This is a genomic window from Jeongeupia sp. HS-3 (assembly GCF_015140455.1).
Taxonomy (GTDB): Bacteria; Pseudomonadota; Gammaproteobacteria; order Burkholderiales; family Chitinibacteraceae; genus Jeongeupia.
In genome coordinates, this window is sequence record NZ_AP024094.1 from 1,093,440 (window position 1) to 1,118,952 (window position 25,513).

At 60.1% G+C, this 25,513-nt stretch carries 20 protein-coding genes; 12 read left to right on the forward strand and 8 right to left on the reverse strand.

Annotated elements, in window-relative coordinates:
- Positions 1–50: 50 nt before the first annotated feature.
- Positions 51–2,024, forward strand: coding sequence for an esterase-like activity of phytase family protein (locus tag JLC71_RS05150; RefSeq protein ID WP_200917698.1), 1,974 nt, complete (start codon positions 51–53; stop codon positions 2,022–2,024).
- 72 nt (positions 2,025–2,096) lie between these two features.
- Here the strand turns inward: JLC71_RS05150 and JLC71_RS05155 are convergent.
- Positions 2,097–2,880, reverse strand: a protein-coding gene (locus JLC71_RS05155; protein ID WP_200917699.1) for an IS5 family transposase whose coding sequence is annotated in 2 segments (ribosomal slippage) — positions 2,097–2,493 and positions 2,492–2,880 — 786 coding nt in all. Because the reading frame shifts where the segments join, the coding sequence is not laid out codon by codon here.
- Positions 2,881–2,989: 109 nt separating this feature from the next.
- On the opposite strand from JLC71_RS05155, the gene JLC71_RS05160 reads away from it, so the two are divergent.
- The 3 genes from JLC71_RS05160 (at position 2,990) to JLC71_RS05170 (ending at position 6,236) form a co-directional block, all read left to right on the forward strand.
- A complete protein-coding gene (locus JLC71_RS05160; RefSeq protein WP_200917700.1) occupies positions 2,990–3,982 on the forward strand; it encodes a tyrosine-type recombinase/integrase in 993 nt (330 codons plus the stop codon).
- 56 nt (positions 3,983–4,038) lie between these two features.
- A complete protein-coding gene (locus tag JLC71_RS05165; protein WP_200917701.1) occupies positions 4,039–5,517 on the forward strand; it encodes a DNA recombination protein RmuC in 1,479 nt (492 codons plus the stop codon).
- Positions 5,518–5,801: 284 nt separating this feature from the next.
- Positions 5,802–6,236, forward strand: coding sequence for a DUF4124 domain-containing protein (locus JLC71_RS05170; protein ID WP_200917702.1), 435 nt, complete (start codon positions 5,802–5,804; stop codon positions 6,234–6,236).
- Positions 6,237–6,292: 56 nt separating this feature from the next.
- Here JLC71_RS05170 and JLC71_RS05175 read toward each other — a convergent pair whose 3' ends face one another.
- Both JLC71_RS05175 and JLC71_RS05180 read right to left on the reverse strand, forming a co-directional pair.
- Positions 6,293–6,604 carry an RnfH family protein gene (locus JLC71_RS05175; protein ID WP_200917703.1) on the reverse strand — a complete coding sequence of 104 codons (312 nt, stop codon included), beginning with the start codon at positions 6,602–6,604 and terminating at the stop codon, positions 6,293–6,295.
- A gap of 12 nt (positions 6,605–6,616) precedes the next feature.
- Positions 6,617–7,045 carry a type II toxin-antitoxin system RatA family toxin gene (locus tag JLC71_RS05180; protein ID WP_200917704.1) on the reverse strand — a complete coding sequence of 143 codons (429 nt, stop codon included), beginning with the start codon at positions 7,043–7,045 and terminating at the stop codon, positions 6,617–6,619.
- A gap of 75 nt (positions 7,046–7,120) precedes the next feature.
- On the opposite strand from JLC71_RS05180, the gene dnaB reads away from it, so the two are divergent.
- Positions 7,121–8,554, forward strand: coding sequence for a replicative DNA helicase (gene dnaB, locus JLC71_RS05185; protein WP_236250991.1), 1,434 nt, complete (start codon positions 7,121–7,123; stop codon positions 8,552–8,554).
- Positions 8,555–8,633: 79 nt separating this feature from the next.
- Here dnaB and serB read toward each other — a convergent pair whose 3' ends face one another.
- The 3 genes from serB to mfd form a co-directional block, all read right to left on the reverse strand.
- Positions 8,634–9,473: a phosphoserine phosphatase SerB gene (gene serB / locus JLC71_RS05190; RefSeq protein ID WP_200917705.1), complete on the reverse strand. Its 840-nt coding sequence runs from the start codon at positions 9,471–9,473 to the stop codon at positions 8,634–8,636.
- 140 nt (positions 9,474–9,613) lie between these two features.
- Positions 9,614–10,324, reverse strand: coding sequence for a YecA/YgfB family protein (locus tag JLC71_RS05195; protein WP_200917706.1), 711 nt, complete (start codon positions 10,322–10,324; stop codon positions 9,614–9,616).
- A 12-nt stretch (positions 10,325–10,336) separates the two neighbouring features.
- Positions 10,337–13,744, reverse strand: a complete 3,408-nt coding sequence (gene mfd, locus JLC71_RS05200; RefSeq protein WP_200917707.1) for a transcription-repair coupling factor — start codon at positions 13,742–13,744, stop codon at positions 10,337–10,339.
- Between the two features lie 122 nt (positions 13,745–13,866).
- Here mfd and JLC71_RS05205 point away from each other — a divergent pair, with 122 nt between their 5' ends.
- The 3 genes from JLC71_RS05205 (at position 13,867) to rlmB (ending at position 18,096) form a co-directional block, all read left to right on the forward strand.
- Positions 13,867–16,401, forward strand: coding sequence for a bifunctional diguanylate cyclase/phosphodiesterase (locus JLC71_RS05205; RefSeq protein ID WP_236250992.1), 2,535 nt, complete (start codon positions 13,867–13,869; stop codon positions 16,399–16,401).
- Positions 16,402–16,445: 44 nt separating this feature from the next.
- Positions 16,446–17,229 (forward strand): IS5 family transposase gene (locus JLC71_RS05210; RefSeq protein WP_200915002.1). Its coding sequence is split into 2 segments (ribosomal slippage): positions 16,446–16,834 and positions 16,833–17,229, totalling 786 coding nucleotides; the frame shifts between segments, so codons are not numbered across the junction.
- A gap of 111 nt (positions 17,230–17,340) precedes the next feature.
- Positions 17,341–18,096 carry a 23S rRNA (guanosine(2251)-2'-O)-methyltransferase RlmB gene (rlmB, locus tag JLC71_RS05215; RefSeq protein WP_200917708.1) on the forward strand — a complete coding sequence of 252 codons (756 nt, stop codon included), beginning with the start codon at positions 17,341–17,343 and terminating at the stop codon, positions 18,094–18,096.
- A 68-nt stretch (positions 18,097–18,164) separates the two neighbouring features.
- Here the strand turns inward: rlmB and mltB are convergent, their stop codons facing one another.
- Positions 18,165–19,226: a lytic murein transglycosylase B gene (mltB, locus tag JLC71_RS05220; protein ID WP_200917709.1), complete on the reverse strand. Its 1,062-nt coding sequence runs from the start codon at positions 19,224–19,226 to the stop codon at positions 18,165–18,167.
- A gap of 51 nt (positions 19,227–19,277) precedes the next feature.
- On the reverse strand, positions 19,278–20,294 hold the full coding sequence (gene hrcA, locus JLC71_RS05225; protein ID WP_200917710.1) for a heat-inducible transcriptional repressor HrcA: 1,017 nt from the start codon (positions 20,292–20,294) through the stop codon (positions 19,278–19,280).
- 118 nt (positions 20,295–20,412) lie between these two features.
- On the opposite strand from hrcA, the gene JLC71_RS05230 reads away from it, so the two are divergent.
- The 4 genes from JLC71_RS05230 to JLC71_RS05245 all read left to right on the forward strand — a co-directional run bounded on the left by JLC71_RS05230 (position 20,413) and on the right by JLC71_RS05245 (position 25,445).
- On the forward strand, positions 20,413–21,288 hold the full coding sequence (locus JLC71_RS05230) for an NAD kinase (RefSeq protein ID WP_200917711.1): 876 nt from the start codon (positions 20,413–20,415) through the stop codon (positions 21,286–21,288).
- Between the two features lie 45 nt (positions 21,289–21,333).
- Positions 21,334–23,001, forward strand: a complete 1,668-nt coding sequence (gene recN / locus JLC71_RS05235) for a DNA repair protein RecN (RefSeq protein WP_200917712.1) — start codon at positions 21,334–21,336, stop codon at positions 22,999–23,001.
- On the forward strand, positions 22,998–23,516 hold the full coding sequence (gene tadA, locus JLC71_RS05240; protein ID WP_200917713.1) for a tRNA adenosine(34) deaminase TadA: 519 nt from the start codon (positions 22,998–23,000) through the stop codon (positions 23,514–23,516). The genes recN and tadA overlap by 4 nt, the downstream gene beginning before the upstream one ends.
- A gap of 156 nt (positions 23,517–23,672) precedes the next feature.
- Positions 23,673–25,445, forward strand: coding sequence for a glycoside hydrolase family 18 protein (locus tag JLC71_RS05245; RefSeq protein ID WP_200917714.1), 1,773 nt, complete (start codon positions 23,673–23,675; stop codon positions 25,443–25,445).
- Positions 25,446–25,513: the final 68 nt, after the last annotated feature.

A 25,513-nucleotide genomic window follows, 5' to 3' on the forward strand; every position in this document is an offset into this window, starting at 1 on the left:
CATTTCCAGACGTTAGCGTCTGCGCTTTTCTGGAAAGAGAACGAGCGACGATGAAACAACGTATCCCGACCCTGATATTAACCGCCCTGGTCTCGGCCGGGCTTTCCGCATGCGGAGGGGGTGACGACAATGCGGTTGCAGTCACGCCAACGCCGACCCCCATTCCTGCGCCAAGTCCGACCCCGACTCCCGTTGGCAGTAAGACCGGCCAGTTTTACGATGCTCAGGTCGCCGGACTGGAATACGTAACCAGCTCCGATGCCACCCAGCAGCTCACCGATGCGAGCGGCACCTTCAGTTATCGGGATGGTGATACGGTAACGTTCAGCGTTGGAGGCATTGTGATCGGACAGTCCAAGGGGAAATCCAAGGTGACGCTCGCCGATTTCGACCCGGCCAATCCGCTCTCGGACAAGGTCATTGCCCGCGCCCGCCTGCTGCAGACGCTGGACGCCGACCAGAACCCTGATAACGGCATTGCCATCGAGGCCGCAAGCCGCGCAGCACTCAAGGGGAAGACGTTGCCGCTGGATAATATGCAAGCCTTCGATGCTGTGGCCAGCGGCGTGCTCGGCAAGACGCCCGTCAGCGTGGCCAGTACGCGTGAACATTTTGAATCGACGCTGGCCATGCTCGGCGCTACGGCAACGACCAAGGTAGATGCTTCGGGCGTGACGCTGGAAATCAGCAAATACCGCGTGCAAGTGCCGGAAAAATTCAATGTGCCGTATCCGGGGAGCGATGCTGGCATCAAGGCCGCTTTTCCGCAGGGCTTCCCGCTGTCGATCGGCTCCAGTCTCGCCTACAAGGGCAAGGACGCGGACGGCAGCCTGCTGTTCTACATCCTGACCGACCGTGGCCCGAACGGCGACTCGCCGGATCAGGCGGATGGCAAAAAGAGCAAGGTATTCCCCGCCCCGGGCTTCAACCCGAAAATCGGCCTGATGCGGCTGAAGGGGGGCGTGGCCACGGTGGAGTCGACCACCGACTTGAAAGACGTCGACGGCAGCAAGATGAGCGGCCTGCCGATCCCGGCTGAGATGGTCGGAGCGACCAACGAGGTGGCGTTGAGCGAATCGCTGAGCAAGCTTGCCGTTGCAAATGATATCCACGGCATCGATCCGGAAGGGCTTTCGCTCGACCAAGGTGGCAAGCTATGGCTGACCGACGAGTACAGCCCGTACCTCGCCCAGCTCGACCCGGCAACCGGCCGGTTGCTGAGAAAACTGGCGCCGGGCGCGGGCTTGCCGGAAATCATCAAGAACCGCCAAGCCAATCGCGGTTTCGAAGGTGTTGCGGTTACGCCGTCCGGCAAGGTCGTCGCGATGGTGCAATCCATTCTGTCGCTGCCTGACGCCCCCGACAGTAACAACAAGGTGCAAAAAACCAGCAAATCTCCGGTGATCCGTTTGGTCGAATATGATCCGGCGACCGGTGCCACCCGCATGCTCGCATACCCGTTCGATACCGCCCTGTACGGCAAGGCCAAAGACGCCAAACTCGGCGATCTGATCGCATTGTCGGATACCAAATTCCTGCTGATCGAGCAGGGTGAGCAGAAGGACGGCATTGTCCACAACATGCTGGTGCTGATTGATATTTCCGCAGCGACCGACCTGACCGGCAAGAAGATCAATAGCCTTGACGTCGAGTACCAGAGCGATCTGGCCGTGATCAAAGCGGCAGGCGTTATTCCGGCGACCCGGAAAGTGCTGGCCGATTTGCGTGACGCCAAGTTTGGCTGGATCGCCGAGAAGGCCGAAGGCCTGACGCTGATCGATGCCAACACCATTGCCCTCACCAACGACAACGATTTTGGCCTTTCCGGCAAGATCATCGATGACAAGGGCACTGCACTGAAGGGCGACGACTGCAGTCAGGACGCAAACGGCGCGCTAACTGGCAGCAAATGCACGACACTAACCAAACCGAAATACCGGATTGGTCGCGGCAGCGACGACGAACGCCCGAGCCGCCTGTGGGTGATTCGATTCGGGGTGGCGTTCAAGGACATCCCGCTGTAATCAATCAGGCATGTAAAAAGGAACTTCGCCACGACGGGGTTCCTTTTTTTTATGTTTGTCTAGGTGGTGTCGTCACAAGATGCACGCCCAGATCGCAATGCAGCGAATCTGGACTGCCGCCAGGAATGACGCCGCATTCTTGGCATAGCGCGTGGCGATGCCTCGCCAGCGTTTGAGCTGCAAAAACGCATTTTCAACCAGATGCCGGTGGCGATACAGCGCCGCATCGTGTTCACGCGGCGCCTTACGGTTGCGGCGCGACGGAATCACCGTTCTCATGCCTTGCGCCGAGGCCTGAGCAACGATGGCGTCGCTGTCATAGCCACGATCAGCCAGCAGGTATTCCGCGCTCAAGCCGTCAATCAACGCGCCGCCCTGGGTGCAGTCCGCCGTCGTGCCCGAGGTCACCAAGACCCGCACCGGCATGCCGTGCGCGTCCACCGCCAAGTGCAGCTTACTGTTTAGCCCCTTTGGTCACCCCCATTGCCTGATTGCCGCCGCGTGCGCCGGCGGCATGCGGATGCACCTTGGCATGCGTGGCGTCGATCATCAGCCATTCGAAATCCGGATTGGTGATCAGCGCTTCAAGCAGGTGTGCCCAGACGTCCTTGTCACGCCAGCGACAAAAGCGGCGGTGGGTGTTCTTCCAGTCGCCATAATCGGGCGGCAAATCGCGCCATGGGGCGCCGGTACGCAAAATCCAGAACACGGCGTTGAGGAACAGGCGGTTATCTCTGGCCCGGCCGCCCCAGGCGCCGTGGCGACCGGGCAGGAGCGGTTCGAGCAAAAGCCACGTTTGATCAGGAAGGTCGTGGCGGCGGTGTACCAGGCGCTTGGTCGGCGGTGTGCTTGTCATGGCGGCAGCATACACACTCGCCAATCACTCGTGACGACACCATCTAGCAGGCGTAGCTAGGGTCAAACGTATACTGGTGCAATTAACAGTCAGACTTTGGTATTGATTCATGCCTTTACCACCCTCAGTTGATACACCCACCCCAGCAGCTCTTACCATCTGCGCTTGGTCTTCATGGGAAGCCGCCCCGCGCGACTGTTTTGATGCCTGGCTGGCTTTGCCAGTCGTCAAGGGCAGGGGGCGCTTCCGCAGTTCGTCGGCCGATGTCTATCGCGCGCAATGGCATAAATTCATCGCCTGGCTCGAGGCGAATCAACTCAGCTTGCGGCAATTGAGCGCCGCACAGCTGGTGCAATTTCTCGGCAGCCTCACCGACGTCAAGCGCCAGCAGCGCGACCGCTATTTGCGCATCATTGAGCGTATTTTCGATTTCCTGGCCGGAGAGACGCCGGATCCCTCGAATCCGGCTCGCGTGGCGATTCGCCTGCAAGCGGAGCAGTGGCGCCGGGTTCATTCGAACGACGATACCGGGTTCTTATCGCGCAACGAGTGCGCCGATTTGTGCGCATGGTTGGCAGTACCAGTGGGGGCGGACACCGAATTGGGCCTCTGGCGACAACAGCGTGACCGTGCCCTGGTTGCGGTATTGCTCGGCGCCGGCTTGAAGCTGGCGGAAGCTCAGCGACTGACCATCGATAGCCTCGCGTTTTTAACGCCATGTATTCTGAGCCTCAAACGGGATGACCAACCGACACGGCAGGTGGCGCTACAAGCCTTTGCAGTGCCGCACTTAAATGGGTGGCTGATTCAGCGTCAGCATGCCGGCACGGCAGGTGATCTGGTTTTTCCCGCCGATCTTGATGGCCGGATGATGCACCCGGCCACTATTCTACGGGCGACGCGAAGCCAGGTTGCCGCATCAGGCATTGCTACATTGCACCCCGAGCGGATCAGCCCGCAAACCCTGCGCAACAGCTTTGCCGCAAGCCTGTTCGAGCAGGGTGAGGCCATGACGTCCGTAGCGCGGCAATTGGGCTTTGTTCATTCTGTTTCTGCCGAGCGCTTGCACACGGCCTGGCTGGCGTGGTGCGCACGGGAATGACGCCATCAGGCGGAGCATGATCACTTACAATGTCCGGCTGGTTTCCGGAGTTCTTCATGCTTGATCTGCTTTTTGGTATTACAACCCTGTTGGTGCTCCTCGCCGGTGTCGTGGTGGTGGTGCGACTGCAGCAACTCGCCAATACCCAGCAAGACGTTCTCGAGCTGTTATCCCAAGAGCTGGAAGACAAGCACAGGCAAATGCTGGGCGACCTGCATGCCGGACTGGCAAGGCAGACCGAATCGCAGCATGCGGCGATGGCGCAGCATGGCAGCCTGCTGAACGAGGCGATCAACCGTTCCGCCGGGCAGTTGCGTGATGCAATGGGCGAATCCTTCGATCGCCTGCGCACGGGTGTCAGTACCGAACTCAAGGATACCCGCGAAGCGCTGCATCGGCTTTCCAGTACGCAAAGTGAATCGCTGTCGGTCATGCGTTTGTCACTGACCGCGACACTATCGGAAACCCGCGAGCTGATGCTCAAGCAACTGGCCGACATCGCCGCCGAGCTCAAGGGCAAGCAGGATGCCTTGCGTGAGGATGTGCTGGTCAAGCTCTCGACCATGCTGGCCGAACAATCGAAGCGTGAAATGGAACAGATCCAGGCACTGCTTGCGTCGACCTCGCTGCAACTCACCACTACGGTCGGCGAGCTGACCAAGACCGCCGATACCCGCCTGGCGGAAATCTCCGGCAAGGTGAACGAACGGCTCGACGAAGGCTTCAAGAAGACCAATGAGACCTTTGCCAACGTGATGGCGCGGCTGGCAACGATCGACGAGGCGCAAAAGAAAATCGACGGGCTGACCACCAATGTCATCAGTCTGCAGGAGCTGCTCGGCGACAAGCGTTCGCGCGGCGCGTTTGGCGAGGTGCAGCTGGAACATCTGGTGCGCAATGTGCTGCCGGCACAGGTGTATGAGTTTCAGGCGACCCTGTCGAACGGCACCCGTGCCGATTGCCTGTTGCGCCTACCCGAGCCGACCGGTCTGGTCGCCGTCGACGCCAAGTTTCCGCTGGAAAACTATCACCGGATGTTCGATCCGAGCGCCGATAAGGTTGTCGCAACGCGCGCCTTCAAGGCCGACATCAAAAAGCATGTCGACGATATTTCCGGCAAATACATCATCGCCAATGAGACGGCCGATGGTGCGGTGATGTTTGTGCCGGCCGAGGCCGTGTTTGCCGAAATCCACGCCTATCACCCGGAACTGGTGCAGCATGCGATGAGCCGGCGCGTGTGGATAGTCTCGCCGACGACACTGATGGCCGTGCTCAATACTGCGCGAGCGGTGATCAAGGACGTGGAAACCCGCAAGCAGGTTCACATCATCAAAGAGGCGCTGGGCAAGCTCTCGCAGGAGTTCAGCCGCTTCGACGATCGAATGAAAAAGCTGGCGACGCATATACGACAGGCGAACGATGATGTGCAGAATGTGGCGATCACCAGCGAGAAGATTTCCCGCCGCTTTGTCGAGATCGAGCAGGTGAAGCTTGATGGGGATGGCGGCGATGAGGCGAGAATCGGCGCATAAAAAAATGCCCGCAGGTCGCGGGCATAATCTGAGGAGAGATGAAGCTCGCCGGCTATCCTGTTGACAGAACGACCGGCACAAATTCATCTTATTCGGCGCAAGGCCCGATCTCCACGGGCAAACTCACACTTGTTAGTAATGCCGGCAGGGCGTGAGCTGGTGTTGCCTTTTCGATGCACTGTCCGCGAATAGATCGGCTGCAGCTTGCAGGCAAACGGCTTCGACGCTATTGATCTGGCTATCGCGCTTTTGCCTGATCCAAATACAAAAACAGGGGTACAGCAATGAAACCGTATCTGGCGCTATTGGCGCTTTGTCTGGCCGCAAGCTTGTCGAATGCCGAGATTTACAAATGGAAAGACGCGAAGGGCGCCTGGCAGTATTCCGATACGCCTCCCGCTGGCGCGGACAAGGGCAAGGCCCAGATCGTAAAAACCAGCAAACAACCGGTGAGTGTTGCGCCCTCCAGTCGAGCCGAGGGCGCAAAGCCTGTCACTACCGCATCGCAAGCGGCTGCTTCTGCGCCGGCGGCTGAATCGCAGTCGGAAGCCAAGAAAGACCCCAAGCTATGCGCCGAGGCGAGGACGCGGACGGGTTACTTGCAGTCTGCGCGCTACAACAGCCTGAACGAGAAGGGGAAGGTCGAGTTCATGACCGAAGAACGCAAGAAAGAAGAGCTCGCCAAAATGCAGGACATCATCAAGAAAAACTGCGGATGATTTTGTAATGTAGTGCTGCAATAAAAAATCGGCCGCTGGGCCGATTTTTTATATCGTCACAGCTCGCCGCCGCCTTTCTTCATCGCCTTGCCTTCTGCCACGCGGCGACGGCGTACTTCCTTGGGGTCTGCGATCAGCGGGCGGTAGATTTCCACTCTGTCCTTGTCGCGCAGGACCGTATCCAGCTTGATCGCCTTGCCGAAAATGCCGACCTTGTTGGCGGCAAGATCGATTTCCGGAAAATCCGAAAGGATGCCGGATTGCTGAATCGCCTGTTCTGCGGTCGTGCCGGCGGGCGCACGCAAGGAATGCAGTTTCTGCTTGCCGGGCGTGGCGTACACCACTTCGACGACGATGTGTTCACTCATGTTTATGCCTGCTCAGCCATAGCGCCGATCGGCCTCTTTAACGAAGCAATCGACAAAGGTGCTGGTGATTTTTTCGAATACCGGTCCGATCAGCACTTCGAGCGCGCGATTTTCGAACTCGTAATCGAGCTCGAACTCGACCTTGCAGGCATCTTCCATGAGTGGCGTGAACCGCCAGATACCTGTTAGTGCCTTGAACGGGCCATCAACCAGCTGCATGTCGATGCGGTTGTCGCCATTGATGTTGTGGGTGCGGAAAAAGGATTTCACCCGCAGAAAATCAATCCGCAGTGTCGTGTTGAGTGTGCCCTCGGTGCGCTCGTGCACTTCGACGCCGCCGCACCACGGCAAAAAGCGCGGGTAATGCTCGACGTCGTCGACAAGTCGAAACATGTGCGCAGCGGAGTGGGGGACGAGAACGGACTTGCGGATACGCTTCATGGCAGTATGGCGTCGCGCCACGGGCTGCAAGGGACTAGAATAGGCAACCTTTCGCCCACGAAGCAACTGTCGGAAATGACCGAGTATCCTACCGCCCCCCCTCAAGCCATGCAAGCCGGGCTCGCCGCCGACGTCGCGGCACTGCGCCTGCCGCCGCATTCGATCGAGGCCGAACAATCGGTGCTCGGCGGGCTGATGCTCGATAACACGGCGTTCGACAAAATCGCCGATGTGATCAACGAGAACGATTTCTACCGCGAAGATCACAAGAAAATCTGGCAACACATCGTCAAGCTGATCGAGCATAACCGCCCGGCCGATGTGATTACCGTGGCCGAGTCACTGGATAACTCGAACGATCTTGCCTACGTTGGCGGCCTGGCGTACCTGGGGTCGCTGGCATCAAATACGCCATCGGCCGCCAACATCCGCCGCTACGGCGAAATCGTGCGCGAGCGCTCGGTCATGCGCCAGCTGGCCGGGGTCGGCGCCGATATTGCCGAGTCGGCGTACAACCCGAATGGTCGGGAGTCGGCAGAGTTGCTCGACGAGGCCGAGTCGCGCGTGTTCATGATTGCCGAGCAATCGGCCAAGGGGCAGAAAGGTTTTATTTCGATGCCGCCGATCCTGAAAGAGATCGTTGAGCGCATTGATCATCTGTACCAGCAGGACAATCCATCCGAGGTCACCGGGGTTGCCACCGGATTTATCGACCTCGACAAGATGACATCCGGCCTGCAGAAGGGCGACCTAGTGATCGTGGCGGGTCGGCCATCGATGGGCAAAACAGCGTTCTCGGTCAACATCGCCGAGTATGTCGGTACCGAACTCAAGCTACCGGTGGCCATTTTCTCGCTGGAAATGGGCGCGGCACAGCTCGGCATGCGGATGGTGGGTTCGATCGGCAAGATCGACATGCACAAGCTCAAAACCGGCCGCTTTGAGGATGAGGATTGGCTGCGCCTGACGCATGCGGTGAACAAGCTATCCGAGGCGCCGATCTTCATCGAGGAAACCGGCGCGCTAACCGCGATGGAAATTCGCACCAAGTCACGAAGACTGGCGCGCCAGGTCGGTGGCCAGCTGGGGCTGATCGTGATCGACTATATCCAGCTGATGGCGGGAAGGGCCGGCGCCAAGGACCAGAACCGGGCGACCGAGGTTAGCGAAATTTCCCGCTCACTCAAGGGCTTGGCGCGCGAACTTCAAGTGCCGATTATCGCGCTGTCGCAGTTGTCGCGTGCGGTCGAGCAGCGTACCGACAAGCGGCCGATGATGTCCGACTTGCGTGAATCGGGCGCCATCGAACAGGATGCCGACGTGATCATGTTCATGTACCGCGACGACTACTACAACCCGGATTCACCGCACAAAGGCCTGGCCGAGTGCATCATCGGCAAGCACCGGAACGGGCCGACCGGCAAGATTCCGCTGGTGTTCATGGGGCAGCACTCGCGCTTCGACAATGCCTTGATGCGGCCCGATGGCTGGTCGAGCGATCTCGAATAATCACCTCACCCGGAACATAAAGAAAAAACGCCAATCAATTGTTTTGATTGGCATTTTTTATTGCACTTAAAGTAATTCTTTAGCGGAAGTAGTTAAGCACACCCTCAAGCCCGACCTGATTGATACAGTACGGCGCCTCGGCCTGTACCTTGGGTTTGGCGTGGCAGGCAACGCCGAAGCCCGCAGCATGCAGCATCGGCAAATCGTTGGCGCCGTCACCGATCGCGACGACCTGCTCACTGCGCAGGCCAAGCGATTCGCGCAGTGCGATCAGCTCTCCCTTCTTGCGCTCTGCGTCGACAATGTCACCATTGACGCGACCGGTCAGCTTGCCGCCTTCGATCTCAAGCACATTGGCGATTGCCTTGCTCAACCCCAGGCGGCCCTGCAGCTTGTCGGTAAAAAAGGTGAAGCCGCCGGAGATCAGCAAGGTTTGTGCGCCGGCAGCCTGAAAACCGGCAAGCATTTCCTCTGCGCCGGCCATCAGCGTGAGGCGCTCGTCATACACGCGCTGCAGCGCGCCTTCATGGAGCCCGGCCAGTAGTGCGACACGGCGGGTCAGACTCTCACGAAAATCAAGCTCGCCGCGCATTGCCGCTGCGGTGATTTCGGCGACTTGCGGCTTGATGCCGACCATATCAGCGATCTCGTCGATGCATTCGATCGTGATCAGCGTCGAATCCATATCCATGACCACGAGGCCGATGTCGCGAACGCCGATATCTTCAGGGATGAAGGCGAAATCAAGCTGGTTGGATTCGCAAAAGTCGGCAACGGCTTCCTCGTTGTCGATATGGGCGCCATGCAGTTTGAAGGCGCGCTGGCTGATCGCCTCGATCTGGTTCGCATCCGACAGTCGGGCGAGTTGCTTCAGGTCTTGCGTGGCAATTTCAGGGGCTTGAATGACGAGGCGATGCATGGGCGCGCTATAAAGAAGGTGCTGTGAAGAGGGCGGATTATACCGGATCGTGCCTTGGCCGCCTTAAGCCGGACCCGTCGACCTCGGCGTGCATTGCAATGCCTGCCGAGGTCGACGGGTCTTGATGCAAACGGCAGCGATTAAGCGCCGTGGCACTTCTTGAATTTTTTCCCCGAACCGCACGGGCATGGATCGTTGCGGCCGGTTTTGGGTTCTTCGCGCTCGACACGCTCGACCTGGCCGTATTTTTTCTCCAGCCAGTAGAACATCACGTCTTCGACGATCCACGGCAGTTCGGAAATCCGCTCTTCACGTGCTTTGAGTGTGAGGGGTTTGGTTTCGTCATCGGCATCATGGCCTTCTTCCAGCGCGAGGATCGAGGCAACGGAATCGAACAGGTGTTCGTCCTCATCGAGGGCGGCCTGCCAGATTTCTTCGCGCGCCAGCAAACCCGCGCGAAAACCGCTGGCCCAATAAGCGCCGAGGGAGTCCTGCCATTTTTCATCAGCGCCTTCGTCCGACAGCACCAGCGGAAAGTACAGCGGCTCTTCGCCGATGTTTTCGCGGCGTTTCGGCGCGAACGAGGCCTTGACGCTCGCGGCGTGACGGCGGATCAGGCTGAAGGTTTCTTCGGCCTCGATGGCATCGTCAAATTCGGGTGGCGTACCGTCGAAAACTTGCGGCAGCCATTCGTCCTCAAGGATGTCCTCTGGCCCGACGGCAAGCGCGACGAGAAAGCCGTCGAGCATTTCCAAGTCCATGGTTTCGGCCGGGGTGCGCGGGGACATCAGAAACGCATCCAGACGGTCGAGTTCTTCTTCGGAAAGCGGGGCAGGCAAGGTATCGGTCATGGTGGGGTCCATTTATTTACTGAGTTCGGCGAGCAGTTCTTTGATGCGGACGGCTCGCAGTGCGGGTTCTGGCCAGTTGCCTTCGACACGGATCCGGTCGGGCGGCAGCATTTTGTAGTTCTTTTTGCTCTGGATCAGCTGAATGATCTTGAACGGATCAATCACTGTGTTTTGCGTGAAGGTCACGACAATGGCCGAGTCGGCAGCGTCGATTTTTTGAATGCCCATCGGCTTGGCGAGAATGCGCAACTTGTGACAATCAAGCAGCACCTTGGTCGCATCCGGCAGCAGACCAAAGCGGTCGACCAGTTCGCGGAAAATATCGTCGAGGTCGTCTTGCATATCGCAATTGGCAAGGCGTTTATACAAAGACAAGCGCTCATGGACATCGGGGCAGTAGTCGCTAGGCAAAAGCGCCGGCGCATGCAGGTTGATTTCGGTCGTAACGCCAAGCGGTTGGGATAGATCAGGTTCCTGACCCTTTTTCAGCGCTTTTACTGCTTCGTTGAGCATCTGGCTGTAGAGCGAAAAACCGATTTCCTGCATTTCGCCCGACTGTGAGTCGCCGAGCACCTCGCCCGCGCCGCGAATTTCCAGATCGTGCATGGCCAGATAAAAGCCCGAGCCGAGCTCTTCCATCATCTGGATGGCCTCGAGCCGCTTTCTCGCATCGGTGGTCAGCCCCTCAAGATCGGGAACCAGCAAATAGGCATAGGCTTGATGGTGCGAGCGGCCGACGCGACCGCGCATCTGGTGCAGCTGCGCCAAGCCGAACTTGTCGGCGCGATTCATCACGATGGTGTTGGCGTTCGGAATGTCGATGCCGGTTTCGATGATGGTGGTACACAGCAGCACGTTAAAGCGTTGCGCATGGAAATCGCGCATGACGTGTTCAAGCTCGCGCTCGCGCATCTGGCCATGTGCAATCCCGATTCGCGCCTCTGGCAACAGCGCGGCCAGCTTTTCACGCATGTTTTCGATGGTGTCGACCTCGTTATGCAGGAAGAACACCTGCCCGCCGCGCTTGATTTCGCGCAGCATCGCCTCGCGAATGATGCCGTCGCCGAACTTGGCCACAAAGGTTTTGACCGACAGCCGCTTGGACGGGGCGGTCGCGATGACCGAGAAGTCCCGAATGCCTTCCAGGCTCATCGCCAGCGTGCGCGGAATTGGCGTGGCCGTCAGGGTGAGGACGTCGACATTGGCGCGCAGTGCCTTGAGCTGTTCTTTCTGGCGGACGCCGAACCGGTGCTCCTCGTCGATGATCACCAGACCCAGGTTCTTGAACTGCACATCCGGTTGCACCAGTTTGTGCGTCCCAATGACGATATCGACGGTGCCATCGGCGAGGCCCGCTAGCGCCGTCGTGGTTTCCTTGCCGGAGCGGAAACGGCTTAGCTCGGCGAGCCTGATCGGCCAGTCGGCAAAGCGGTCGGCAAAGGTTTGGTAGTGCTGCTCGACCAGTAGCGTCGTCGGCACGAGTACCGCAACCTGTTTGCCGCCGGCGACGGCGGCAAAGGCGGCACGCAGGGCGACCTCGGTTTTGCCGAAGCCGACATCGCCGCACACCAATCTATCCATCGGCTGGGCGATACGCATATCGACCAGAACCGCTTCGATCGCGGCGGCTTGGTCGGGGGTTTCTTCAAAGCCGAAGCCCTCGGCAAAGGCTTCATAGTCTTGATGTTTCCACTCGAAAGCGTGTCCTTGGCGCGCGGCGCGGCGGGCATACAGATTGAGTAGTTCGGCGGCGGTGTCGCGTACTTGTTCGGCGGCACGACGCTTGGCTTTTTCCCAGACGCCCGAGCCAAGCCGATGCATAGGGGCGGCATCTGCAGCCCCCCCCGAATAGCGCGAGATCACGTGCAGCTGCGATACCGGCACGTAAAGCTTGTCGCTCCCGGCGTATTCAAGCAGCAGCAGTTCGGTTTCGCCTTCGCCAAGATCCATCGACGTCAGGCCCATATAGCGGCCAATGCCGTGTGCCTCATGCACTACGGCATCACCGATCTTGAGTTCGGACAGGTCGCGCAGCATCGCATCGGTATTGCTGCGCTTTTGCTGTTTCCGGCCACGGCTTGGCGCCACGCTGGGGTAGAGGTCGGCCTCGGTGATGACGGCAATGCCGTCGGCTTCCAGCACGAAGCCGTTGTAGATGGGTGCCGCCGTCAGCATCAAGCGGGTTTTGGTCGCTTCGGCTGCGTCGGACCAAGCCTCGACCAAGACCGGCTTGACGCCGTATTCCGCAAAGAACTGCGCCATCGTCTCGCGCCGGCCCAGGCTTTCGGCGGAGATAAGTACCTTGCCGGAAAAGTCGGCAAGGAAGCTATTGAGCTTGGTGAGCGGATTTTCGGCGCGTCGATCGACCGCCAGCGATGGCAGTGCCCGAGTGGGGCGGGGCTCGTCGCCGCCCACAACAAGCTCGATGCGCCGATGCGGCTTGATCAGCCCAAACAGGGCGTCTGGCGCAAGGTAAAGCTCGGGCGGCTTGAGCAAGGGGCGGTTTTTTTCGCCGGACAGGTTGCGATAGCGTTCCTGCGTGTCGCGCCAGAAGCCTTCGGCGGCATCAAGAACATTGCCGTGCAGCGCAACAACGGTATCTGTCGGCAGGTAGTCGAACAGTGTGGCGGTGTGGTCAAAAAACAGCGGCAAATAGTACTCGATGCCCGCCGGTGTTACGCCGTTGCTGATGTCCTTGTAAAGTTGCGACTTACTTGGATCACCTTCGAATGTTTCACGAAAGCGTTGGCGGAATTTGCTGCGACCGGCATCGTCAAGAGGAAACTCGCGCGCAGGCAACAAACGGATGTCTGGAACCGGGTAAAGGCTGCGCTGGGTATCGACATCGAAGGTGCGGATGGTTTCGATATCGTCGCCAAACAAATCAAGCCGGTAAGGTAGCGGCGAGCCCATCGGGTACAGATCAACAAGGCCGCCGCGTATCGCGAATTCACCGGGGCTGAATACCTGGGTGACATTGCTGTAGCCGGCAAAAACCAGATCTGCACGCAGTTTGTCCGGGTCGAACTTGTCACCTTTTTTGATGTTGAATGTGTGAGCGGCAAGGTATTCCACTGGCGCGAGCCGACTCATGGCGGTTTGTACCGGCACGATGATGACGTCAGCCTGCTGCTCGCGAATTTGCCACAGACCGGCGAGTCGTTCCGAGATCAGATCGTGATGCGGACTGAAGTGATCGTACGGCAGCGTTTCCCAGTCCGGCAGTTGCACTACGGTGCACTGCGGTGCAAAGAAACGGATTTCATCCTTGATGCGACTTGCATCTTGCGCGGTTGCTGTCAAGATGAGTAAAGATTTTGTTTGGCCGGCAAGTCGGCTGAGCAGCCAGGCATCGGCCGACCCGTGCGGGGTGGCGAGCAACAGGCGCTCGCCGGCGCGAGGCAAAGCTAGCGTGGTCATGGCGTGAGCGGAATGCGATCCAAAGAGGCTTCGATTATACCGGCCTTGCAGCGTGCTTTATTGCACTCTGATCCGGTTGTGAATAACAAATGCGCAAGCAAACGATAAAAACGGGAGGAGCCATGCCGTTGAAATGGCTACGCGAAGCGCAACTGGCAGTGCTCTATGTGCTGGCCCAGTACCTGGCCTGGGTGTTTTTTACGCCGGGGCAATACGGCTCGCTCGTGGCGCCGCAAACCGGCGTGGCGGCCGCGGGCCTGCTGCTGCTTGGTACCCGTGCCTGGCCGGCCATCGCCCTGACCGCCTGGGTGTTGCCGGTGCTAAGCGGGCTGTCGCTGCCTAGCGTGATGCTGGTGGCGATGGTTCAGCTGGCGCAGGCCTTGCTTGTGGTTGGTCTGCTGCCCGGGCTGGCCGTGTCGGGCGATGTGCGCGTTCGCGATGCCTTACGCATTCTGATTGCCGGGCCACTGACCGGTGTACTGCTGTCGTCCACCGCGACGGCGGTGGTGTTCGGCCTCTTCGAACCCGCACGCAACCTGAATACCTTTGACGGCTGGGTTGTGCGAACGATGGGTGAGGCGCTGGGCATCCTGATTATCGTGCCTTTCGTAACCGGCCTGCGCTCGGAGCTGCGCGGCTTCAGTGCTAATCGCCTGATTGAATTGACGCTGCTGGTCACGGTCACGGCCGTCAGCACGATGCTGATTTACCGCCATTACGGCGAAGGTTTGACCAATCTGCAGTTTTTGCTATTCCCCATCATTATTTGGTCCGCCTTGCGGCTGGGCCACGTCGGCAACGGCTGTGTGATGCTGACTGCGGTGATGGTGGCCTCGGCGACGCTGCAGGCTCGCAGCCTGCCGGGCATGGACGATTTATCGATCATCCTGCATCTGTTTACCATTTCGGTAGCCGGCATGCTGATGGCTGCCTCGTATCGCGACGAGGCCGCGGCTGCGCGTAGCGTTCGACTGGCGGCGCAGGTGTTCGATAATGCCTCGGAAGGCATTCTGATCACCGATTCGCTGGCGCGCATCATTGCCGTCAACCCGGCCTTCAGCCGCATCACAGGCTTCAATGCCGACGAGGCCATCGGCAAAACGTCCCGCATGTTTGGCGCGCATCGCCGCGAGCGCAATCACGAAATGGTGGCCAGACTGGCCGAGTGCGGTCACTGGGAAGGCGAGATGCTTGACCGGCGAAAGAACGACGAAACCTACCCGGCATGGCTGTCGATCAGTGCGGTGCGCGACGAACTCGGCGGCGTCAGCAACTACGTAGGTGTGTTCTCCGATTACACCCACCGTAAAGAAGCCGAGCTGCGGCTGCACTTTCTTGCCAACCACGACGCGCTGACCCAGCTGCACAATCGCAGCGCCATGCACGTGGCGCTAAAGCAGGCCGTCGCGCGTGAAGGCAACCGGCAGTTTGCGCTGCTTTTTCTCGATCTGGACCGGTTCAAGGCGATCAACGACAGTCTTGGTCATGATGTGGGCGACGAATTGCTGAAAGTGATTTCGCAACGCTTGCGCGCATCCCTCAAGGAGACGGATGTCATTGCCCGCCTCGGCGGCGACGAGTTCACCGTGCTGCTTGATGACATCCATAATGCCGATGAAGTCGCCGCAGTTGCCGATCGATTGCTCAACAAACTGGGGCAGGCGGTCCTGATTCAGGGGCAGGAGCTGTTCGTTACCTGTTCGATCGGCATCAGCCTCTTTCCGAACGATGATCTGCAACCCAATCAGCTATTGAAAAACGCCGACGTTGCGATGTATCGGGCCAAGGAACTGGGCAAAAACACCTACCAGTTCTTTGCCCCGGAGATGAATGTCCGCGCCTTCGAGCATCTGGTACTGGAAAACAGCCTGCGCCACGCCCTGGAGCGCAAAGAGCTCTGTTTGTACTTCCAGCCGCAGGTCGATCTGGCTGCCGGTACATTGTATGGCGTTGAAGCGTTGCTGCGTTGGTCGCACCCGCAGCTTGGCCTGGTGCCACCGGCAAGCTTCATTCCGCTAGCCGAAGAGAACGGGCTGATCGTGCCGATTGGTGAATGGGTGCTGATGGAGGCCTGCCGGCATATGCGCGAGTGGCTGGATGCCGGTCACGACATCCCGCGCATCGCCGTCAATCTGTCACCGCGGCAGTTTCTGCGCGAGCAGTTGCCGCAACAGGTTGCAAGCGCGCTGGCGCAAGCCCGTTTGCCGGCGGCCCATCTGGAGTTGGAAATCACCGAAAGCATGATCATGCAGAATCCCGATCACGCGGTGCGCATTCTTGCCCAGTTGCGGGAAATGGGCGTGCGGCTGGCGATTGATGATTTCGGCACGGGTTACTCTTCACTCTCCAATTTGCGGCACTTTCCGCTCGATACGCTCAAGATTGATCGCTCCTTCATCGAAAGCATGCCGGACGATGAAGACAGCGGTGCCATTGCCGAGGCCATCGTCGCCATGGCCAAGAAGCTGCGCCTCAAGGTCGTTGCCGAAGGGGTTGAAACCCAGCAGCAGGCGCACTTCCTGCGTCGCACCGGCTGCCATGTCGTACAGGGCTATCTGTATGCGCCGCCGCTGAATGGCGCAGATTTGCTGCTTTACATCGACCAGTACGGCCTGCTCGGGCCGGGAGGGCAGCAGTTTGCCGCGCTGACTGCCTAGATGGTGTCGTCACGAGTGATTGGCCGAGTGTGTATGCTGCCGCCATGACAAGCACACCGCCGACCAAGCGCCTGGTACACCGCCGCCACGACCTTCCTGATCAAACGTGGCTTTTGCTCGAACCGCTCCTGCCCGGTCGCCACGGCGCCTGGGGCGGCCGGGCCAGAGATAACCGCCTGTTCCTCAACGCCGTGTTCTGGATTTTGCGTACCGGCGCCCCATGGCGCGATTTGCCGCCCGATTATGGCGACTGGAAGAACACCCACCGCCGCTTTTGTCGCTGGCGTGACAAGGGCGTCTGGGCACACCTGCTTGAAGCGCTGATCACCAATCCGGATTTCGAATGGCTGATGATCGACGCCACGCATGCCAAGGTGCATCCGCATGCCGCCGGCGCACGCGGCGGCAATCAGGCAATGGGGGTGACCAAAGGGGCTAAACAGTAAGCTGCACTTGGCGGTGGACGCGCACGGCATGCCGGTGCGGGTCTTGGTGACCTCGGGCACGACGGCGGACTGCACCCAGGGCGGCGCGTTGATTGACGGCTTGAGCGCGGAATACCTGCTGGCTGATCGTGGCTATGACAGCGACGCCATCGTTGCTCAGGCCTCGGCGCAAGGCATGAGAACGGTGATTCCGTCGCGCCGCAACCGTAAGGCGCCGCGTGAACACGATGCGGCGCTGTATCGCCACCGGCATCTGGTTGAAAATGCGTTTTTGCAGCTCAAACGCTGGCGAGGCATCGCCACGCGCTATGCCAAGAATGCGGCGTCATTCCTGGCGGCAGTCCAGATTCGCTGCATTGCGATCTGGGCGCGCATCTTGTGACGACACCACCTAGCTGAATCTAGGGTGCTGCTCGCCGGTTGCAGCACGTAGTTTGCTAGAATTGCGTTTTCTTCTTCGCGATCGCTGGCGTGATTGCCTGCGTTGCCCGCCATGCAAAATAAACTGATCCACGGCTTTCATGCCGTTTCCTCGCGACTGAAACGCTTTCCCGATAGCGTGCGTGAGCTCTATCTCAACGCCACCCGCATCGATGCGCGCGCCAAAGAGCTGATCAAGCTTGCCGAGGAACAAGGCGCCAAGGTGGTGCTGGTTGATGTCGCCCGGCTTGATGGGCTGACCGGCAAGGCCAAGCATCAGGGCGTTGCCGCACTGATCGATCCGACCAAATCGTACGTTGCGCTTGATGATGTGCTCGATACGCTGGACGAGCCGCCGTTCCTGCTGGTGCTCGATGGCATTACCGATCCGCACAATCTGGGCGCTTGCTTGCGCGTGGCCGATGCCATGGGCGTACACGCGGTGATTGCGCCGAAAGACAAATCGGTCGGCATCAACGCCACCGTTTCCAAGGTCGCCTGTGGCGCGGCCGAAACCGTGCCTTATGTGATGGTCACCAATCTGGCGCGCACGCTGCGTGAACTGAAAGACCGCGACATCTGGGTGGTCGGCACCGCGGCCGAGGGCGATACCGACCTGCATCACTTCGAGGCCAGGGGCGGCATCGCCTGGGTGCTCGGCAATGAGGGCGAAGGCATGCGCCGGCTGACGCGCGAATTGTGCGATCAGCTGGTGTCGATTCCGATGTTCGGCTCGGTGGAAAGCCTGAACGTGTCGGTGGCAACCGGGATCGTGCTGGCCGAAACGCGCCGGCAACTGAACCTGACCAAGGCACGCCGAATCGCCTGATGTGAACGCTAAAATGGCCGGACTGGATCCGGCCATTTTTCGTTGGGACTACCTGACGAGCGTTTGGCTCAGCGCTTGGGTTTGCCCCAACTGCCACTGCTCTTGACGGGCGCGGGCTTTTTCGCCGCAGCGCCAGTCAGATCCTCGCCATTCAGGTAGGCCGCCTTGATGTCGCTGGCAAGCTCCAGCACTGCGCTGGCGTACAGCGTGCTCTTGTTGTAACGGGTGATCACGTAAAAGTTGGTGTAGCCGAGGTAGTAGCGGGTGAAATCCGGCTCGGTATCCAGCGCAAACAGCACCGCCTGGCGCTTGGGGTCGACCTCGGTCAGCGGGGTGACGCCCTTGGCCATCAATTCGGCCACGCTGTAATGCAGGTTGAATTTATCGGCAAGCAGCGCATCGACCTGGTCGCTGTTGACGTTGACGACGTCCATGGTCGGCCCGTCCTTTTCCCATCCATGTGCGGCCAGATAGTTGGCGACGCTGGCGATCGCGTCGTCGGCGTTGTTCCAGATGTCGCGATGATGATCGCCGTTCCAGTCGACCGCGTACTGGCGAAAGCTCGACGGCATGAACTGCGGCCAGCCCATGGCGCCGGCGTACGAACCCTTGAATGACAGCGGATCTACGCCTTCCTCGCGCGCCAGCAGCAGAAACTGGGTCAGTTCTTTCTTGAAGAAGTCGGCGCGACGCGGGTAATCGAAGGCGACGGTCGTCAGTGCATCGATCACGCGGAAGCTGCCGGTGTTGCTGCCGTAGTTGGTTTCTGCGCCGAGGATGGCCACGATCACATCGGCGGATACGCCGTAGCGTGCCGAAACGGCAGCCAGCGTTTCGGCATTGGCGCGCCAGAAGCGGGCGCCGGCCTTGATACGCACCGGATTGACGAAGTTGCCGCGGAACTGATGCCACGGGCGGCTGGTCGAGGGACGATCCAGGATCGAGATGATGTTCGGCTTCAGCTCTACCTGTGCAAACAGCGCATCAAGCTTGTCGCGCGACATGTTTTCACTGGCAGCGATCTCGCCGATGTATTGCTGAACCTCGGGGCGGGCGATCAGCGCATCATCGGCCAGGGCCGGGGCGGCAATCGTGATGGCAAGTAGGGCGGCAAGCAATGGAGTACGCATGAAATCCTCAGCCGGCATTGCCGGGTGGCGGTAGTAGGTGGGTATGGGAAATTATTGGGAAAGGGCGCTTGATAGCAGCTTGGCGGTGACATTGACGATGGGGATGATCCGTTCATACGCCATCCGGGTCGGGCCGATCACGCCAAGCGTGCCGACGATTTCGCCATTGGCACGATACGGCGCAGTAATAACCGAGCAGTCATCGAGCGGCTCAAGGCCGGACTCACCACCGATGTAAATCTGTACGCCGTCGGCACGGTTGCCGATCTCGAGCAATTGCAGCAGTGCGGTTTTGCGGTCGAACAGCTCGAACAATTGCCGCAAACGCCCCATATTTGACGCCAGATCGTCACTGTCGAGCAAATTGCGCTCGCCCGAAATCAGCACCGGTTCGTCAACGGGTTCGGTCAACGCGCCTTGTGCCGCGGCGTTCAGCAACGTCACCAGCTCGCCCTTGAGTGCATGTACCTCGACCTCGACCACCTGACGTACGTGCGCAAAGGTTTTTCCAACGCAGTGGGCGTTGAGGAAATGGGCGGCCTCGGCCAGTTGCGCTGCGGAGTAGATGGTTTTGGTGTTCAGTATCCGGTTTTGTACATCGCCATCGGCGGTGACCAGAATCAGCAATACCCGGTTATCGCCAAGTTGCAGGAATTCGATGTGCTTGAGAATGGCTTCCTGCCGTTTGGGCAGCATCACTACACCGGCGAAGTGCGTCAGCTGCGACAGCAGCTGCGAGGCCGCAGCGATCGAGCGTTGCGGATTGCCTTGCGGCAAGCCGGTGACCCCGGGCGAGGCTTTTTGTTCGAGCATGTCGAGCGTTTGCACCACCATCAACGAGTCGACAAAAAAACGATAGCCGCGCGCGGTGGGGATGCGGCCGGCCGAGGTGTGCGGGCTGGCAATAAAGCCGAGGTCTTCGAGTTCGGCCATCACATTGCGTATCGTCGCCGGGCTGACGACCAGGCCGCTAGCCTGCGAGAGCGTTTTCGATCCGACCGGCTGGCCGTCGGCAATATAACGCTCGACGAGCGTGGTAAGCAGGTGTTGGGCGCGTTCGCTAAGCATGCCCCGATTCTAACGCCGATGTCGCAGCCGTGCGTGCTCGGGATGGCTATGGTTTAATTCTGGGCACTTGCGCGGCAGCAGCTGCAGTCTGGCCGTGCAGCTCATACCGGAATTTGCCATGACAACCCTATTCAAAACGGTGGCCCTGGTTGGTCGCCGCAATACGCCGACCATCGCCGAACCGATGGTGCAACTGGCGGCGATGCTCGCCGCCCGTGGCGCCAGCGTCCTGATCGACGAGGAAGCCGCCGCCGAGCACGGCATCACCGACCATCCCACCGTTGCACGTGACATGATCGGCCGGCTTGCCGACCTGGTGATCGTCATGGGTGGCGACGGCACCATGCTCGGCATTGCGCGCCTGGTTGCGCCGTACCGGATTCCGCTGATCGGCGTGAACCAGGGGCGACTCGGCTTTATGACCGATGTGCCGCTGGGCGAGATGGAAAAATTGATCGGCGACATGCTCGCCGGCGCCTTCGTCCCGGAAGAGCGCATCCTGCTGGAAACGACGATCTGTCGTGGCGACGAGGAGTTCGGCCCGTCGCTGGCGTTCAATGACGTGGTGTTCAGCCGCGGCTCGACCGGTTCGATGATCGAGTTCGAAATCATCATCGATCGCCAGTTTGTTTACAGCCAGCGCTCGGACGGCTTGATTGTCAGCACCCCGACCGGCTCGACCGCCTACGCGCTCGCGTCGGGCGGGCCGATTCTGCACCCCAGCCTGCCGGCGATCACGCTGGTGCCGATCTGCCCGCAATCGCTGTCAAACCGCCCGATCGTCGTTAGCGACGATAGCGAAGTCGAGTTCCTGCTGACCCGCGCCAATGATGCGCGCGTCTACTTCGACAACCAGTCGGACTTCGAGCTCAAAGAACACGATCGCGTGCGTATCCGTCGCTACCGCAATACGCTGCGCATCCTGCACCCGGTCGGATACAACTACTACGATATGCTGCGGGCCAAGTTGCACTGGGGCCACAAGCTCCAATAAGCCACTGTTCCCCATTCAGGACACCACTCAGGATTTCCCGATCGCATGCTGCTTTCGCTCAGGCTCAAGAATTTCGTCATCGTTGACGCGCTCGAACTCGATTTCGCCGCCGGCCTTACCGTACTGACCGGTGAAACCGGCGCAGGCAAATCGATCGTCCTCGATGCGCTCGGCTTGCTGCTCGGCGATCGTGCCGATACCGGCATCGTCCGGCATGGTTGCGATCGTGCCGAGCTGGCGGCCGAGTTCGAACTCGGCGATGTACCGGCGGCGAGCGCCTGGTTGATCGAGTCGGCGCTTGCCGACGACGACGCCAATCGGCTGGTGCTGCGGCGAACCATTGATATCCACGGCAAGAACCGCGCCTTTATCAACGGCAGCCCGGCGACGCTGGCGCAGTTGAAGGGTGTTGGCGAGTTGCTGGTGGATATTCATGGCCAGCACGCACATCAGCGCCTGCTGCGCGCCGAGGTACAACGGCAGGTGCTCGATGGCTACGCCGACGCCGAAGCGCAGGCCGTGGCGATGACTGTCGCCTGGCGCGGCTGGCGGCGACTGGCCGACGAGCTCGACGCCGCGCACCGCAATGCGGCGACCTTCGAGGCTGAGCGCGAGCGCTTGCAGTGGCAAATCGACGAAGTCAGCACACTTTCGCTGAGCGACGATGAGTGGTCGACGCTGCAGGCCGAACACAAACGGCTGCATCATGCCGCCAGCCTGATCGATGGCGTGCAGGCGGCGCTGATGGCGTTGGCTGACGGCGACGACAACTGCCAGGCCTGGCTCGGCAGTGCACAGCACCATATCACCGAGCTGGCTGCTTACGACGGCGCACTCGGCGAGGCGCAAGAGCTGCTGGCGTCGACCGATGCGCAACTGGCCGAGGCGGTGAACACGCTGCGGCGCTACGCCGATGCGCTGGAACTCGATCCACAGCGACTGGCCGACGTCGAAGCGCGGATGGATGCGATCTGGCGGCTTGCGCGCAAATATCGCAGCGAACCTGAAAAACTGCCGGCCTTGCTGGCGGAGTGGCATGCACGGCTGGATACGCTGGGTGGGCGCGACGGACTGGCGCGACTGGAAGCCGATGTGCTCGCGGCCGAAACCCGCGCGACCAAGCTGGCGGCGGAGCTATCAAGCAAACGCGCCAAGGCGGCGCCGAAACTTGCCGAGGCGGTGACGCGTGAAATGCGGCCGCTGGCGTTGGCCGACAGCCGCTTCGAGATTGCGCTGACAAAGCTGGACACATTGTCGGCCCACGGCGCTGAAAGCATCGAGTTCCTCGTCGGCCATGGCGATGCGCCGGCGAAACCGATGGCAAAAATCGTCTCCGGTGGCGAGCTTTCCCGCATCAGTCTGGCGTTGCAGGTAATCGCCGCCACGCAAGGCGGCATTTCAACCTTCGTGTTCGACGAGGTGGATGTCGGCATCGGCGGGCGGGTTGCCGAAATCGTCGGACGGCTGCTTGCCGACCTTGGCGCCAATCGGCAGGTGTTGTGCATCACCCATTTGCCGCAGGTTGCCGCCTGCGGGCATCAGCACCTGCAGGTGAGCAAAGCCAATACCGCGGCCGGCATCGTCAGCGCGGTGAAGCCGCTATCGAGTGACGAGCGTATCGAGGAAATCGCCCGTATGCTCGGTGGCGTCGAGATCACCGAAACCACGCGCCGCCACGCTGCCGAACTGCTTGACCTGGTTCAGTCGGCATGATCGAGCCGGATTTGCCGTCGGCGCCGGCGTGGACCGATGCCGAGATCGGCTTTATGCGCGAGGCATTGCTTGAGGCCGATCGTGCGCGCGGCATGGGCGAGGTGCCGGTTGGGGCGGTCGTGGTGCTCGATGGCGAAATCATCGGCCGTGGCTGCAACCAGCCGATCACGCGGCACGACCCCAGTGCGCACGCCGAAATGCTTGCCCTGCGCGATGCAGCATTGCGGCTCGGCAACTATCGGCTTCCCGGCGCCGTTCTTTATGTGACGCTGGAGCCGTGCCTGATGTGCGCCGGTGCCATGCTGCACGCGCGGCTGGCGCGCATCGTCTACGCCACCACCGATCCGAAAACCGGCGCGGCCGGCAGCGTGATCAATCCCTTCCCGGATCGCCGGCTCAATCATCAAACCGACGTCATCGGCGGGCTCTTGGCCGATGAGGCCGCCACACAGTTGCGTGCTTTTTTTCGTGAACGGCGTGAAACCGAAAAAGCGCGGCGCTTGGTCGGGTTTTAAGCCCCGGTTTTGCTGCAATGCAGCGACTGCACCGCTGTAACATTTGCGCGTCAACCCGGCTTGCAAACGCCGTTGTTCCGAATACGGGCGCTACACTCACTCCACCATAAGCGGCCAAACGGCCGCATGACGTCATGCATGGATGGAGGAGTGAGGATGAATAAGCTGTTATTGCCGCTGTTGTTGACCGCGGCATTTTCGCACGCCGATAGCGTGGTCTTCGAAGAAGGATTTGAGGGCGACCTGGCGACCAAATGGGTCGGTCAGCGTGGCGATGGCACCGTGCCGATGAACGTCACCCTGGTCGACGATCCGCTCAAGCCCGGCAACAAGGTCGCCCGCTTCGACAAACCGGTTTATGGCGGCGACATCTTCAGCAAGCAGTCCTTCCCCGAAGGCAAGTATGTCCTGTCGTTCGACTACCTTGGCACTTGCGGTGGCAATTGCGGCGGTGTGATCGGCGTCACCGCCGAGTTCCCGGGGCGCGACAACTGGCTCGCAGGTACGGCCAATTCGGGCTTCCCGGATCGGATCAAGGACACCGGCAAGTGGGAACACTACGAGCTCGACTTCAAGGGGCGCTTCGACTTCCATATCGCCATCGAGCAATGGACCAGCTCTAGTGGCGCCGGCAAGGACGTATTCTTCGACAACATCAAGCTGGTGCAGAAGGGCGATGCCGCGGCGGCTGCTGGCGCGGCCAAGGCCGCCGCAGCGGTTGCCGTCACCGGTGTACCCGCGCCCAAAGAGCCACAGATCGTCGGTTACTTCCCCGCTTGGGCCAAGCACAACAGCAATTACTGGGTGAAAGACGTCGAGACGTCGGGCGCGGCCAAGCGCATGACCGTGATCAACTACGCCTTTGGCAACGTCAAGGACAACAAGTGCGTCGTTGGCGTCGAAGCCAAGGGCGTGGGTGCTGCGGCCGACGATTACTGGGATCCGGTGCCGAAAGCGCACACGCTTGACGGCCTGGACGACAAGGGCGACAAGGGGCTGTTCGGACACTGGAATCAACTCAAACAGCTGAAAAAGAAAAACCCCAACCTCAGGGTAATGATCAGTCTGGGCGGCTGGAGTTGGTCGAAATACTTCTCCGATGCGGCACTGCCGGCGAATCGCGAATCCTTCGTCAAGTCCTGCGTCGACGCCTATATCAAGGGCAACGTGCCGGATAAGCAGGGTAAGCTGGTTCCCGGCCTGGCTGCAGGCGTGTTCGACGGTATCGACGTTGATTGGGAATACCCGGCCAGCGAGGGCGAGAAGGGCAATATCGTCCGCAAGGAAGACACCAAGAACTACACCGCCTTGCTGGCCGAGTTCCGCAAGCAGCTTGACGCCGTCAAGCCGGGCTTGCTGCTGACGATTGCCGCACCGGCTGCCGGCGACAAGTCTAGCCAGATCGAACTCGACAAGATTCATCCCTCACTCGATTTCGTCAACGTAATGACCTACGACTACAGCAACGGCTGGGGCAATCAGAGCCAGCCGCACGCCAACCTGTTCGGCGGCAAGAAAGACCAGTTCGCGGGCGATTTCACCGTGAAGGAGTACCTGGAGAAAATGCCGTCGCAGAAGCTGGTGCTGGGCGTGCCGTTCTACGGCTACGGCTGGATGATCAAGAGCACCGATAACAACGGCATGTACCAGCCCGCCAGCGGCCCGGCCAAGGGGCCGGTCGAGCAGGGCAGCAAGCCGTATGCGCAGATCAAGACTGCGCCGGGCAAGGTATTCCGCGATGACAAGACCCGCGCCGTCTGGAAGCTCAACGGCAATGAAGTGTGGGCCTACGACGATCCACAGGCTCTGCAGGAAAAGGTCGAGTTCGTGAAGAAGAACAAGCTTGCCGGGGTGATGTTCTGGGAGCTTTCCAATGACACGCAAGACGGCGAGTTGAGCAAGACACTGGCGGATGCATTGAAGAAGTAACACCCGCCAACCGATGAAAAAGGGCGCCCGCGGGCGCCCTTTTTTACGCACCAAGACTCTGTTTTCCT

What these genes read in the sequence shown, in the direction of transcription:
- JLC71_RS05165 (WP_200917701.1), top strand. Translation starts at nt 4,039, where the DNA reads ATGCTTGATCTGCTTTTTGGTATTACAACCCTGTTGGTGCTCCTCGCC.
- tadA (WP_200917713.1), top strand. Translation starts at nt 22,998, where the DNA reads ATGATCGAGCCGGATTTGCCGTCGGCGCCGGCGTGGACCGATGCCGAG.
- dnaB (WP_236250991.1), top strand. Translation starts at nt 7,121, where the DNA reads ATGACCGAGTATCCTACCGCCCCCCCTCAAGCCATGCAAGCCGGGCTC.
- rlmB (WP_200917708.1), top strand. Translation starts at nt 17,341, where the DNA reads ATGCAAAATAAACTGATCCACGGCTTTCATGCCGTTTCCTCGCGACTG.
- JLC71_RS05195 (WP_200917706.1), bottom strand. Translation starts at nt 10,324, where the DNA reads ATGACCGATACCTTGCCTGCCCCGCTTTCCGAAGAAGAACTCGACCGT.
- JLC71_RS05170 (WP_200917702.1), top strand. Translation starts at nt 5,802, where the DNA reads ATGAAACCGTATCTGGCGCTATTGGCGCTTTGTCTGGCCGCAAGCTTG.
- JLC71_RS05150 (WP_200917698.1), top strand. Translation starts at nt 51, where the DNA reads ATGAAACAACGTATCCCGACCCTGATATTAACCGCCCTGGTCTCGGCC.
- JLC71_RS05205 (WP_236250992.1), top strand. Translation starts at nt 13,867, where the DNA reads ATGCCGTTGAAATGGCTACGCGAAGCGCAACTGGCAGTGCTCTATGTG.
- mfd (WP_200917707.1), bottom strand. Translation starts at nt 13,744, where the DNA reads ATGACCACGCTAGCTTTGCCTCGCGCCGGCGAGCGCCTGTTGCTCGCC.
- recN (WP_200917712.1), top strand. Translation starts at nt 21,334, where the DNA reads ATGCTGCTTTCGCTCAGGCTCAAGAATTTCGTCATCGTTGACGCGCTC.
- mltB (WP_200917709.1), bottom strand. Translation starts at nt 19,226, where the DNA reads ATGCGTACTCCATTGCTTGCCGCCCTACTTGCCATCACGATTGCCGCC.
- hrcA (WP_200917710.1), bottom strand. Translation starts at nt 20,294, where the DNA reads ATGCTTAGCGAACGCGCCCAACACCTGCTTACCACGCTCGTCGAGCGT.
- JLC71_RS05180 (WP_200917704.1), bottom strand. Translation starts at nt 7,045, where the DNA reads ATGAAGCGTATCCGCAAGTCCGTTCTCGTCCCCCACTCCGCTGCGCAC.
- JLC71_RS05175 (WP_200917703.1), bottom strand. Translation starts at nt 6,604, where the DNA reads ATGAGTGAACACATCGTCGTCGAAGTGGTGTACGCCACGCCCGGCAAG.
- JLC71_RS05160 (WP_200917700.1), top strand. Translation starts at nt 2,990, where the DNA reads ATGCCTTTACCACCCTCAGTTGATACACCCACCCCAGCAGCTCTTACC.
- JLC71_RS05230 (WP_200917711.1), top strand. Translation starts at nt 20,413, where the DNA reads ATGACAACCCTATTCAAAACGGTGGCCCTGGTTGGTCGCCGCAATACG.
- JLC71_RS05245 (WP_200917714.1), top strand. Translation starts at nt 23,673, where the DNA reads ATGAATAAGCTGTTATTGCCGCTGTTGTTGACCGCGGCATTTTCGCAC.
- serB (WP_200917705.1), bottom strand. Translation starts at nt 9,473, where the DNA reads ATGCATCGCCTCGTCATTCAAGCCCCTGAAATTGCCACGCAAGACCTG.